We start from the raw sequence: 11,898 nt of genomic DNA on the forward strand, positions 1-11,898 counted from the left end.
CTGAACCTAGTGGGCGAAGTGCCGCGCGCCGGTCAGATACAGGGTGATGCCTGCCTCGGCGGCCGCCGCGGTCACCTCGTCGTCGCGCACCGAACCGCCCGGATGCACAATCGCCTTGACCCCGGCCGCGGTCAGGGTCTGCAGCCCGTCGGGGAACGGGAAGAACGCATCGGAGGCCGCGACCGCACCGGCCACCCGGTCACCGCCGCGCTCCACGGCCAGCCGGGCCGCGTCGACCCGGTTGACCTGTCCCATGCCCACGCCGATGGTGGCTCCGTCACCCGCGACGACGATCGCGTTGGACTTGACCGCACGGCAGGCCCGCCAGGCGAAGACCAGGTCGGCCAGCGTGGCCGGGTCGGCGGGCGATCCGGTGGCCAGCGTCCAGTTCACCGGGTTGTCGCCGGCGGCGTCGAGGCTGTCGCGGCTCTGCATCAGCATCCCGCCGCTGATCTGGCGCCATTCGACGCCGCCGCGCAGCGGTTCGGAGGCCAACAGCACCCGAATGTTCTTCTTGCGGGCCAGGATTTCGACGGCACCCGGCTCGTATGCCGGCGCGACGATGACCTCGGTGAAGATGGTGCTGACGTACTCGGCCATCTCCACGCTGACCGTGGTGTTGGCCGCGATCACCCCGCCGAACGCGCTCAACGGGTCGCACTCGTGGGCCTTGCGGTGCGCGTCGGCAACCGAGATCGCCGAGACCGCGATACCGCACGGATTGGCGTGTTTGATGATGGCCACGCACGTCTCTTCGTGATCGAACGCGGCCCGCCACGCCGCGTCTGCATCGGTGAAGTTGTTGTAGGACATCTCTTTTCCGTGCAGCTGCTCCGCCTGGGCCAGGCCCGGCCAGGCGCCGCCGTCACAGTAGAGAGCGGCCTGCTGGTGCGGGTTCTCGCCGTAGCGCAGCTGCGCGGAGCGGCGGTAGGTGCGCCCGAACCATTCCGGCAGGTCCTGCTGCGGCTCCTCGGGCGCCAGCGTCGAGGTCATCCAGCCGGCGACCGCGACGTCGTATTCGGCGGTGTGTCGAAACGCCAATGCCGCCAATCGCTTGCGCTGCTCCAAGGTGAATCCGCCGGCCTTGACCGCGGCCAGCACCCCGTCGTAACCCAGCGGCTCGACGACCACGGCCACGCTCGGGTGGTTCTTGGCCGCCGCCCGGATCATCGAGGGACCTCCGATGTCGATCTGCTCGACGCAGTCGTCTTCACCGGCCCCGGACGCGACCGTCTCGCTGAAGGGGTAGAGGTTGACCACCACCAGCTCGAACGCCTCGATCTCCAGCTCGTCGAGCGCCGCGGCGTGCTCGGGCTTACGCAGGTCGGCGAGCAGTCCGGCGTGCACGCGCGGGTGCAGCGTCTTGACTCGACCGTCGAGCACCTCCGGGAAACCGGTCACCTGCTCGACCGGTGTTACCGGAATACCCTTGGCCGCAATCGACTTGGCTGTCGATCCGGTGGAGACGATATCCACGCCGGCGGCGTGCAGGCCGGCGGCCAGCTCGACCAGTCCAGTCTTGTCGTAGACGCTGATCAACGCCCGACGAATCGGTCGCTTGCCGTCGGTCATCCTAGGGTTGCCTTTCGTCCGTTCCATGTCACGCCACCGGTCGCCAAGGCGGCCAGCACGTCCACCAGGAGCTTGCGCTCCACTGTCTTGATGCGTTCATGCAGGGTGTCTTCGTCGTCGCCGTCGAGCACGGCGACAGGCTCCTGGGCCAGCACCGGCCCGGTGTCGGTTCCGGCGTCCACCAGATGCACGGTGCAGCCGGTGACCTTGACCCCGTAGGCCAGCGCGTCGGGCACGGCGTGCGCACCCGGGAACGCCGGTAGCAGCGCCGGGTGGGTGTTGACGGTGCGCCCCAGAAACCGGGACAGGAAGTGCGACCCGAGGATCTTCATGAATCCGGCCGACACCACCAGATCGGGGCTGTGCGCCGCGGTGGCCTCCGTCAGGGCCAGGTCCCATGCCGCCCGGTTCGGATAGTCACCCATCCGCACGGTGAACACCGGCAGGCCGGCTGCCTCGGCGATCTCCACCGCCCGGCAGTCCCGGTCGGTGCCGACGGCGACCACCCGCGCGGGATAGTCGGCCACCGCCGCGGCCAGCAACGACTCGAGTAGCGACCCGGTGCCCGACGCCAGCACCACCAGCCGGGCGGGGACGCTGGGAGCCACATGGATCGGTTGCACGGTGACTGAGCCTAATGGTTGCGCCGCCCTGCGCTGACGACGCGGCCCCGCACCGCGGCGGCGACGCGGACCGGCGCGTTCCGGCCAGCCCGGACCCCGATCCCTGCCGTCAGGGCCGGTGCTGCACCCGCCGGCGGGCGACCCGCAGTGCGGCTGCCACACCGTCCGTCCAGATCTCGGCCAGGTCCCAGGTCACCTCGGGATGGCCGATCGGCTGGACGGCCTTGGCGAGCTTGCTGACCCGGCGGTATGCCAGTTCCTCAAAGTCGGGGTCGTCCAGCTCCGGGAACTCGGCGTATCCGCTGCAGAACCCCGCGCCCGCCAGCTCGTCGTAGAGGGCCTCCGCCAGGTCATCGGTCAGGCCGAAGTTCCCTGCCGGCGGCTCGATCATCGTCAACCCGGTCTCGACCCCGTCCACCCAGATCAGCGCGACGACGTCGAGCACCGGCTCATGACTCGGCGGCACAATCAGCCCGGCCAGCATCTCCGCCCGGGCACCGGCCAGCATGCGCAGGCTGGGCCGCCCGGTGCTGCGCGAGAGGTTCGCCTCGGCGGGCTGCGTACTGACGACGTCGGTCATGTCGACCCCTGGATGGTGGCGGGACGGGCGGCTCCATCCATCCGATCAGCCCGCGGCCCCATATATAAGGGACCGAAGTCCTCTTTTTAGCGATCGTATCCGTCGTCGTCGGTGAACATGAGGTCTTCCGGGTCTTCCAGCGGCCCGGGCGGTTCCGTCGGCGCATGGGCCTGGACCCTGCGCGACGGCTCCGGGGCCGGCGGCCAATTCACCTCGACGTCCTGCGCCACCTGCTCCGGTGCGAACTCCGGTTCAAAATCGGCGTCGAACATCTCCTCGGGTTCGAAGAGCTCCCCGGGCGGGCCGGGGTCCTCGGCAGGCGGCGCCGGAGCCGGTTCGGCGACTGGGCCGCCCGGTTCGGCGACCGAGCCGGCGGGGCGCACCGGGGCCGGCGGCAGCACTCGCTGCGGCGCCACCACCGCGTCGGCCCGGACGCCCCCGATCATCACCACCGTCAGCGCGCCGATCCCGGCGAACCATCCGAACACCGCCGGCCCGAAGGTCAGCTGATCCACTCCGACGTCACCGAAGTTGCCCAGCGGTCCCCCACCGGCAAAGCCGAGCAGCGCCATCACCACCGCCGCGATGAGGGCCGCCGCAGCCACCTTGGCCAGCGCCGGGCCCAGCGGCAGCGGCCGGCGGGCGCACTGCTGCCCGACGGCCACCCCCGAGGCGGCCCCGATGATGAGCAGCGCCACCCACGCCGGCCCCAGGGGAGGCGTGGGCGCTGCGGCCAGGATGGGCAGCGCCGGAATGTCGCCACCCAGCACCGTGAAAGCGCTGAACATCGCGGGCCCGATGTGCGCGCTGGAGCCGACCGCCATCGCGGTCGCGCCGACCAGAACGTTGGGCACGTACAGCACCGCCAACAGAGTCAGGCTGAGCTGACCGAACAGGGAATCGGTGATCGCGTAGAGCTCGTCCATGGTGCCCCAGTGCCAGATCAGCGAGAGCACCGTCACCACCCCGGCCAGGCCGAACAGTGCCAGCATGCCGGCCACCGCGGCCCGCACCGAGTCCGCCAGCCAATCCGGGAGACGCAACTCCACCAGCGCTCGCCGGCCCAGCCGAGTTCCCACACCGAGCGCCGCGCCGATCGCGTGCACAACGAGCACGTGGGCGAAGGCGTCCAACGCGTTCGGGGTCTGCAGTTCGGTGATGACCGACGCCGCGTCGTGGATAATCGCCAGCGACACAGCCGCGATCAGCAGCGGGCCCCCCAGCGCCGAGGCCACGATCCAGCGGGTGACGAACCATGACGCGCCCGGGGCCGTCGCCTGCGCCGTGGTGCGCGCGGTTCCGGCCACCATCAACAGCACCGGCATCAGCGGCAGGACGCCCAGTTCACGGCCGCCGATGGAGATCGGCACCTGGTGCACGCCCAGCCACATGCTCGCGATGGCGCCCGACGCCCCGGTCATGTCGCTGTTGGCGATCAGCAACTGCAGCAGCGTCACCGCTGCGATGACCGTCAACGCCACGACCGACGGGCCGAAGGCGACCCGCAACAGGTCGCGCGTCGGGTTGGAGCCGGGTTTGCCGCCGATCACCGATGTCACGCTACGAGCACGATCAACTCGGCGCGCGGGAGCGGACTAGGGCTGCGACGGCCCCGACGAGGCGGAGCCGCCGCCCTGCGACTGCTGGCCGCCCGTCGAACTCTGACCCGAACCGGATGCGCTCTGGCCGCCGGTGGAGGAGCTCGCCGAACCGCCGGTCGAAGGCGAGTTGTAGGACGGGAATCCGGTTGGCGGGGTGGGCGGCCCGTGCTGCGCGGACTGCTGGCCGCCGGAGTTGAACGGACCCGACGACGGCGCCTGCTGCGCGCCGAAGCCGCCGCTGCCGGGCCCCGACGGGTAGCCGCCGCCGTAGGACGGGTAGCCGGACTGCTGCGGCGCCTGCTGGCTCTGGGGACCCTGATGGCCCTGATGGCCGTAGCCCTGCTGGCCCGGCTGGCCGTAGTAGCTACCGCCCGGCGGCAGCCCGTACTGGGCGTAGGGGTCGTACTTGGGGCGCGGTGTCGGCGCGGTCACCACACCGGCTTCCAGCAGCAACACGCCCGTCGCGGCGGTGGCCTGCAGGACGCTGAAGACCAGGATCAGCCACAGCCCCCAGCCGATGGTGTAGCTGCCGCTGGCCTCGGCGATGGTCGAGATGGCCAGCAGGGCGCCCAACGCCGCGACCACGGCCACCACCGCGGTGAAGTTCTTCGCCTTGGGCAGCAGAGCCACTCCGGCCAGCAGCGCGGCCAGCACAGCCAGGGGCACCGTGTTGCCGGCATCGCTGAGCACCAGCGGGTAGTCGACGTCGGTGATGGTCACGATCGGCCCGAAGTTCGCCAGGTAGACACCCAGCCCCAACACCACCACCGCGATCTGGAGATACTGCGGCAATCTGCTCTCCTGCTCGCCCGTCTTGGCAAACGACGGGGTCGCCGGCCCAGAGGGGCCCGACGGTTGAGAAGGCTGGAATCCGGGAGTCCCGGGCGAGTAGGTCATGACCTCTCCTGTGCTTGTGGGCAGGACGCTTCTGGGCGGTGCGGCGCGCTTCGACCATCCACGCTAGCGCACTTGGGGGTTTTCCCGGTGGCTCAACGCCGTGCGATACCGACCCCCCCATTGCCCGGGAAACAGGAACACGTTCTAATCACGGATATGGATTACGGGCTCGTGCTGTTCACCAGTGACCGCGGAATCGACCCGGCGGCGGCCGCCAAACTCGCCGACGATCACGGCTTCACCACCTTCTATGTGCCGGAGCACACGCACATTCCGGTGAAGCGGCAAGCCGCTCACCCGACCACCGGGGACGAGTCGCTGCCCGATGACCGCTACATGCGCACCTTGGACCCGTGGGTCAGCCTGGGCGCCGCGAGCGCGGTGACGTCGCGAGTCCGGCTGTCTACCGCGGTGGCGCTGCCGGTCGAGCATGATCCGATCACGCTGGCGAAATCCATCGCCACGCTGGATCACCTGTCCGGAGGCCGGGTCAGTCTCGGTGTCGGATTCGGCTGGAACACCGATGAATTGGCCGATCATGGCGTGCCGCCCGGGCGGCGGCGCACCATGCTGCGCGAGTATCTGGAGGCCATGCGGGCCTTGTGGACGCAGGAGGAGGCGTCCTATGAGGGCGAATTCGTGAACTTCGGCCCGAGCTGGGCCTGGCCCAAGCCGGTGCAATCGCACATTCCGGTGCTCGTGGGTGCCGCCGGAACGGAGAAGAATTTCAAGTGGATTGCCCGCAGCGCCGACGGCTGGATCACCACGCCGCGTGACTTCGACATCGACGCGCCCGTGAAGCTTCTGCAGGACACCTGGGCTGCGGCCGGCCGTGACGGAGCGCCGCAGATCGTGGCGCTGGACTTCAAGCCGGTGCCCGAGAAGTTGGCGCACTGGGCCGAGTTGGGTGTCACCGAAACACTGTTCGGTTTGCCGGACAAGTCCGAGTCGGAGGTGGCGGCCTACGTCGAACGGCTGGCCGCAAAGCTGGGGCTCAGCAGCTGACCGTCAGCGCAGGGAGCAGCGGTTGCCGTAGTCGAAGGCGTGCACGGTCACCGCGGCACCCAGCGGCTCGCCGTCGGACAACAAGGCCACCAGGTCTTCGTCCTCGGTCGTCGCCAGGAACCGGCTGCCGTCGCCATCCAGGCGGCCGATGACGATCCCGGTGCGGGTCTCCCAGTCGTAGCGAACGCTGTAGGTCTCGATGGTGGCCGGTCCTTCGGCGCGCTCGACGACGGGGACCGCCGGCGCGGCATCGATCTGGGCCTGCAATTCGGCGCTGCGATCTGGCGTCCACGGCACCGCGGTAGTCGAGTACACCCCGGCCGCGTACTTGCTCATCATGCCGCCGTTGGCACCCACATAGGCGAATTGCCCTGGGGCACTGCGAGCGAAGGCGACGGCCTCGGCGATCGCGTGCATCGAATAGTTGTTGCCGGCGCCGCCGAAGAAGGGCAGGCCGCCGGTCAGGGTCAGGCCGCGCGGGTCGTCGGCGGACAGACCGAAGGCGTCGCACAGGGCGAAGACCGGCACCGGGAAGCAGCTGTAGAGGTCCATGGCCGCCACATCGTCGAAGCCGATGCCCGCCATCTCAAGCGCCTCGGTTGTGGCTGTCACCGCCGCCGGATAGGCACTCAGATCGGGGCGATCCAGCAGACGCTGCGAACGCAGCGCGGCATGCCCGTGCAGGTACACCCAGCGGTCTTCGGGCACGCCCAGGCGCCGAGCGGCCTCCACCGACATCAGCAGCACCGCTGCGCCCTGGTTGACCTGGTCGCGCGCCACCAGCAGCCGTGGGTAGGGGTCGCAGATCATCCGGTTCTCGGCGCTGATGGTGGTCAGTTGATCGACCGAACGCTCCACCGGCGAGGCCGAGAACGGGTTCTTGGCGGCGATCTTGGTCATCGGGGCGAACAGCTCCCCCATGGCCTGCAGATAGTCGGCGGTGCTGCGACCCAGCCGGGCCCGCCGGGCGTTCTCCAACAGGCCGTACTGCACCGCCGGACTGGTCAGGCCGTGCAAGACCGTGTAGCGCTCGACGAACTCCTCCAGGCCGTAGCCGCGGTCCTCGAGCTGACCCTCGACGGTCTCGCTGAAATCCGGCTTGTCGTCTGCCTTGGCGAAGTGACGCAGGGTCGACGTCGCGTCGGATCCGCACAGCAGCACCACGTCACAGGCGCCCGCGGCGATCTCGCCGCCGAATTCGGTGAGTAGCGCCTGGGGCCCCTGACCACCCACCTTGTCCAGAACCGCTCGTGCCGGCTCCGCGCCGATCAGACGCGCAACAGAGCGCGGGAAGTTGTTGGACTTGCCCAGCGGCGCAGGAGCTTTCGGAATCGAGATCTCGAACTGGCGGGTGGCCACCACCGCGTCGATCGCCGACGCGACCTGCTCTGAGCTCGCCCCGCAGTCGGCCAATGCTGCCTGCGCCGCGGCTGCGGCCAGCTGCACCGGCGACATCGCCCGGTAGTCGGCGTCGTCGAGGCGCTCAGCAGCCTGGCCGACACCCACCACGACGGGAGTGCGGGGATCAATGCTCATGGTTTTACCTTCCTAAGGCGAGCAGAGGCGAGCAGACGCGAAAGCCCCCAATTCAGGGGCTGAAATGGGGGCTTTCACGTCTGCTCAGCAGAAACTGCTACAGGCTCTCGAGGATCTGCCGAGCCAGCGCCGCGGTGGCCGACGGCGTCTTGCCGACCTTCACCCCGGCGGCCTCCAGCGCTTCCTGCTTGGCGGCCGCGGTGCCCGAGGAGCCCGACACGATGGCACCGGCGTGGCCCATGGTCTTGCCCTCCGGCGCGGTGAAGCCCGCCACGTAGCCGACGACCGGCTTGGTGACGTTGGCCTTGATGTAGTCGGCGGCCCGCTCCTCGGCGTCGCCACCGATCTCACCGATCATCACGATGACCTTGGTGTCGGGGTCTGCCTCGAACGCCTCGATGGCGTCGATGTGGGTGGTGCCGATGACCGGGTCGCCGCCGATGCCGATGGCGGTGGAGAACCCGAAGTCCCGCAGCTCGAACATCATCTGGTAGGTCAAGGTGCCCGACTTGGACACCAGCCCGATCGGGCCGCTGCCGCTGATGTTGGCCGGGGTGATACCGACCAGGCACTCGCCGGGGGTGATGATGCCCGGACAGTTCGGCCCGATGATGCGGGTCTTGGTGCCCTTGTCGACGTTGTAGGCCCACGCGTAGGCGCTGTCCTGCACCGGGATGCCCTCGGTGATGACGACCAGCAGCGGAATCTCGGCGTCGATGGCCTCGATCATCGCGTCTTTGGCGAACTTCGGCGGCACGAACGCGATCGACACGTCAGCGCCGGTCTTCTCCATCGCCTCAGCCACGCTGCCGAACACCGGCAGCTCGACGTCGTTGCCGTCGGAGTCCTTGTGCCCGACCGTGGTGCCGGCCTTGCGGGCGTTGACCCCGCCGACGATCTGGGTGCCGGCGGCCAGCATCCGCGCGGTGTGCTTGGTGGCCTCCGCACCGGTGATGCCCTGGACGATGACCTTGCTGTCCTTGTTGACAAAGATCGACATGCTTACGCGTCCTTTCCAGCGTTGGCCAGCTCCGCGGCCTTGTCAGCGGCCTCGTCCATGGTGGGGACGACGGTCACCAGCGGGTGGTTGGCCTTGGCCAGGATCGCCCGGCCCTCCTCGACGTTGTTGCCGTCCAGACGCACCACGAGCGGCTTGGTCGCGGCGTCGCCGAGAATCTCCAGCGCCGACACGATGCCGTTGGCCACCGCGTCGCACGCGGTGATGCCACCGAAGACGTTGACGAAGACGCTCTTGACCTGCGAGTCACCCAGGATGACGTCCAGACCGGCGGCCATCACCTCCGCGGAGGCGCCGCCGCCGATGTCGAGGAAGTTGGCCGGCTTCACGCCGCCGTGCTTCTCACCGGCGTAGGCGGTGACGTCCAGCGTGGACATGACCAGGCCCGCACCGTTGCCGATGATGCCGACCTCGCCGTCGAGCTTGACGTAGTTCAGGTCGTGCTGCTTGGCCTTGATCTCCAGCGGGTCGGTGGCGTCGAGGTCGGCGAACTCGGCGTGGCCGGGCTGGCGGAACTCGGCGTTGCCGTCCAGGGTGACCTTGCCGTCCAGGGCCAGGATCTGGTCGTCCGGGGTGCGCACCAGCGGGTTGACCTCGACCAGGGTGGCGTCTTCGGCGACGAAGACCTCCCACAGCTTTTGAATCGTCACCGCGGCGGCGTCGAGCACCTCAGCGGGCAGGTGCCCCTGCTCGGCGATCGAGCGGGCGAACGCCAGGTCGACGCCCTTGACCGCGTCGACGGGCACCTTGGCCAGCCGCTCCGGCTTAGTGGCGGCGACCTCTTCGATCTCCATGCCGCCCTCGACCGAGCACATGGCCAGGTAGGTGCGGTTGGAGCGGTCGAGCAGGAAGGAGATGTAGTACTCCTCGGCGATGTCGCTCGCCTCGGCCACCAGCAGCTTCTTGACCACGTGGCCCTTGATGTCCAGGCCGAGGATGTTCTGCGCATGCGTGAACGCGTCGTCCGGGGTGGCGGCGTACTTGACGCCACCGGCCTTGCCACGGCCGCCGACCTTGACCTGCGCCTTCACCATGACCGGCCGACCGATCTCGGTGGCGATGGCCTTGGCATCCTCGGCCGAGGTGGTTACCCGACCGGGGGTGGTGGGCACGTTGTGCTTGGCGAACAGCTCCTTCGCCTGATACTCGAAAAGATCCATGGGCTCACTGTCTTATTGCGGGTCGCCGGCAAGCCGGCGCTGTCGGATTGTCAGAGATCTAGCTCCCGAGGCACTGTATCGAGCCTGCGGCGAGGTTCCCTCCTCGCCTACCGCTGCTGTGGCACATCTCACCGCGGAAAAAACGTGATTAGGTTCACATTCCCACGCGTATTTGACCGATAGCTTGCCAGGCTCCGACAGGAGTGGTTACGGTCACCAGGTCCAGCTGTTTATAACGTTCTGATCACGACCAGAGGAATTTCCAGGCTGATGCAGCACGGTGTACCGATGCGTCCGGTTTCCGGGGGACCTGCTCCCCGTCGTAGAAACGGCGCGCGGTCTTCGGTGCCAGGCCCGGCCGAGGTCACCGACATCATTGCGTTCAACGAATTCGACTGGTCCCCGGTAGCCGACTGGTCCGCCGAGGCGGTCGACGACGGTTTCGACGAGATGTCCGAGGTGCTGCTGGCCCCCGAGCTGGACGACCTCACCGACACCGACAACATGCCCGTCCTGCGGCTGGTTATGCCCCCCGAGGGCTACCCTGACCAGGGCTATTACCACCCGGAGCAGGCGGCCCCGCGGCCCGCGCGCCGCGGCAGGCACCGCAGTCAGCCCACCAGTGCCGTCAAGAGCCGCGTCATGATCGCGGCCATGGCGGCCGGCGCTGCCGCCGCTGCGGCACACGCCGCCACCCACCCTTCGGGAGACCCCGTCGCCCGGCCCGCCGTGCTGGCGGCCAGCAATACGGCCCTCAACGACGGGACCACAACCACCTCCAGCCACGGCTTGCAGATGATCACGGTCAAAGCCGCCTCGAACGTCGTCGTGCACAACGAAGAGCTGGCCAAGGGGATGGCGTTCGCGCAGGAACGCGCCGAGCGCGAGGCCCGGCTGCAGCGCCCGCTGTTCGTGGCACCCACCCAGGGCGCGTTCACGTCAAACTTCGGCTACCGCTGGGGTGTGCTGCACGCCGGTATCGACATCGCCAACGCGATCGGGACTCCGATCCTGGCGGCTTCGGACGGTGTGGTCATCGAGTCGGGCCCCAGCGGCGGCTACGGCATGCTCGTCAAGCTGCGCCACTCCGACGGCACCGTGACCCTCTACGGCCACATCAACCGCTCACTGGTCAGCGTCGGTGAGCGCGTGATGGCGGGCGACCAGATCGCCGAGATGGGCAACCGCGGTTACTCGACCGGCCCGCACCTGCACTTCGAGGTGCTGCAGAACGGCACCACCCGCATCGACCCGACTTCCTGGCTCGCCAAACGCGGGATCAATTTCGCCTAACCTGGAAGAGTGAGCGACCGCCACCAGCCCGCTGCCGGCGCGACCCCTGCTCCTCAACCTCCGACTGGTTCGCCCAGCCGCATCATCCGCCGGGCACCCACCGGTGCCATTCCGATCGTGACCGGCGCGCAGCCGATACCTCCGGTGATCCAGCCCGGACCGGCGCCGTCGCCGTCCCCGCGCTACCCCAGCGCAGCCGCCGCGATCGGCACCTGCGTACTGGCGTTGCTCGCCTGCTGGGCCACCTCGGTGGTGTCCACCGACCTCATCGCCAGCTGGTGGCACACCGACCGGCTGTTCTGCGTCGCGGTGGGCTTCCTGACCCTGGTGTTCGGTGGCACCACGGTTTCCGGAGTGATCATGCTGCTGCTCCGGCGCCCGCTGGGCCGCTTGCTGATCGCGGTCGGGATGGTGGTCGCCCTGTTGACGTTCGGGAGCCTGTTCCTGGCGGGAGCCCGGGTGCCGGCCATCGTGCACGTCATCCCGGTGTTCCAGCTGGCCACCATCGCCGCGGCACTGCAGCCGGCCACCCGACGCTGGTTGTTCGGGATCTGAGCCGCTCGATCGTTGGCGGCGACCCGCGGCGCCCGGCTCCGCCGCGCTTGCGATCGCC

At 69.0% G+C, this 11,898-nt stretch carries 11 protein-coding genes; 3 read left to right on the forward strand and 8 right to left on the reverse strand.

Annotated features, from left to right (window positions below; translation table 11 throughout):
• Positions 1-6: 6 nt before the first annotated feature.
• The 5 genes from purH to AWC02_RS12640 all read right to left on the reverse strand — a co-directional run bounded on the left by purH (position 7) and on the right by AWC02_RS12640 (position 5,273).
• Positions 7-1,572, reverse strand: a complete 1,566-nt coding sequence (gene purH, locus AWC02_RS12620; RefSeq protein WP_085129092.1) for a bifunctional phosphoribosylaminoimidazolecarboxamide formyltransferase/IMP cyclohydrolase — start codon at positions 1,570-1,572, stop codon at positions 7-9.
• The gene (gene purN, locus AWC02_RS12625; protein ID WP_085129093.1) at positions 1,569-2,195 is read right to left on the reverse strand and encodes a phosphoribosylglycinamide formyltransferase; all 627 of its coding nucleotides are present in this window, start codon (positions 2,193-2,195) and stop codon (positions 1,569-1,571) included. Before purN ends, purH begins: the two co-directional genes overlap by 4 nt.
• A gap of 109 nt (positions 2,196-2,304) precedes the next feature.
• On the reverse strand, positions 2,305-2,775 hold the full coding sequence (locus AWC02_RS12630) for a hypothetical protein (RefSeq protein WP_085129094.1): 471 nt from the start codon (positions 2,773-2,775) through the stop codon (positions 2,305-2,307).
• Between the two features lie 86 nt (positions 2,776-2,861).
• Positions 2,862-4,325 (reverse strand): cell division protein PerM, encoded by a 1,464-nt coding sequence (locus tag AWC02_RS12635; RefSeq protein ID WP_085129133.1) that lies wholly within the window; start codon positions 4,323-4,325, stop codon positions 2,862-2,864.
• A 45-nt stretch (positions 4,326-4,370) separates the two neighbouring features.
• Positions 4,371-5,273 (reverse strand): DUF5336 domain-containing protein, encoded by a 903-nt coding sequence (locus tag AWC02_RS12640; protein WP_085129095.1) that lies wholly within the window; start codon positions 5,271-5,273, stop codon positions 4,371-4,373.
• A 156-nt stretch (positions 5,274-5,429) separates the two neighbouring features.
• On the opposite strand from AWC02_RS12640, the gene AWC02_RS12645 reads away from it, so the two are divergent.
• A complete protein-coding gene (locus AWC02_RS12645; protein ID WP_085129096.1) occupies positions 5,430-6,278 on the forward strand; it encodes an LLM class F420-dependent oxidoreductase in 849 nt (282 codons plus the stop codon).
• Between the two features lie 3 nt (positions 6,279-6,281).
• On the opposite strand, the gene AWC02_RS12650 is transcribed toward AWC02_RS12645, so the two are convergent.
• The 3 genes from AWC02_RS12650 to sucC all read right to left on the reverse strand — a co-directional run bounded on the left by AWC02_RS12650 (position 6,282) and on the right by sucC (position 9,992).
• Positions 6,282-7,814, reverse strand: a complete 1,533-nt coding sequence (locus AWC02_RS12650) for an acetyl-CoA acetyltransferase (protein ID WP_085129097.1) — start codon at positions 7,812-7,814, stop codon at positions 6,282-6,284.
• A gap of 97 nt (positions 7,815-7,911) precedes the next feature.
• Positions 7,912-8,814 carry a succinate--CoA ligase subunit alpha gene (gene sucD, locus AWC02_RS12655; RefSeq protein WP_085129098.1) on the reverse strand — a complete coding sequence of 301 codons (903 nt, stop codon included), beginning with the start codon at positions 8,812-8,814 and terminating at the stop codon, positions 7,912-7,914.
• A 2-nt stretch (positions 8,815-8,816) separates the two neighbouring features.
• Positions 8,817-9,992, reverse strand: coding sequence for an ADP-forming succinate--CoA ligase subunit beta (gene sucC, locus AWC02_RS12660; protein WP_046320253.1), 1,176 nt, complete (start codon positions 9,990-9,992; stop codon positions 8,817-8,819).
• A 270-nt stretch (positions 9,993-10,262) separates the two neighbouring features.
• Here sucC and AWC02_RS12665 point away from each other — a divergent pair, with 270 nt between their 5' ends.
• Entirely contained in the window at positions 10,263-11,285 is a 1,023-nt protein-coding gene (locus AWC02_RS12665; RefSeq protein WP_085129099.1) for a M23 family metallopeptidase, read from the forward strand.
• Between the two features lie 9 nt (positions 11,286-11,294).
• Positions 11,295-11,840 carry a hypothetical protein gene (locus AWC02_RS12670; protein WP_085129100.1) on the forward strand — a complete coding sequence of 182 codons (546 nt, stop codon included), beginning with the start codon at positions 11,295-11,297 and terminating at the stop codon, positions 11,838-11,840.
• Positions 11,841-11,898: the final 58 nt, after the last annotated feature.

This window comes from Mycolicibacter engbaekii (assembly GCF_002101585.1).
GTDB classification, from domain to species: domain Bacteria; phylum Actinomycetota; class Actinomycetes; order Mycobacteriales; family Mycobacteriaceae; genus Mycobacterium; species Mycobacterium engbaekii.

Bases quoted from the DNA above. Each gene is read 5' to 3' on its own strand.
- purH (WP_085129092.1), bottom strand. From the start codon at position 1,572: ATGACCGACGGCAAGCGACCGATTCGTCGGGCGTTGATCAGCGTCTAC.
- AWC02_RS12630 (WP_085129094.1), bottom strand. From the start codon at position 2,775: ATGACCGACGTCGTCAGTACGCAGCCCGCCGAGGCGAACCTCTCGCGC.
- AWC02_RS12640 (WP_085129095.1), bottom strand. From the start codon at position 5,273: ATGACCTACTCGCCCGGGACTCCCGGATTCCAGCCTTCTCAACCGTCG.
- AWC02_RS12645 (WP_085129096.1), top strand. From the start codon at position 5,430: ATGGATTACGGGCTCGTGCTGTTCACCAGTGACCGCGGAATCGACCCG.
- AWC02_RS12650 (WP_085129097.1), bottom strand. From the start codon at position 7,814: ATGAGCATTGATCCCCGCACTCCCGTCGTGGTGGGTGTCGGCCAGGCT.
- sucD (WP_085129098.1), bottom strand. From the start codon at position 8,814: ATGTCGATCTTTGTCAACAAGGACAGCAAGGTCATCGTCCAGGGCATC.
- sucC (WP_046320253.1), bottom strand. From the start codon at position 9,992: ATGGATCTTTTCGAGTATCAGGCGAAGGAGCTGTTCGCCAAGCACAAC.
- AWC02_RS12665 (WP_085129099.1), top strand. From the start codon at position 10,263: ATGCAGCACGGTGTACCGATGCGTCCGGTTTCCGGGGGACCTGCTCCC.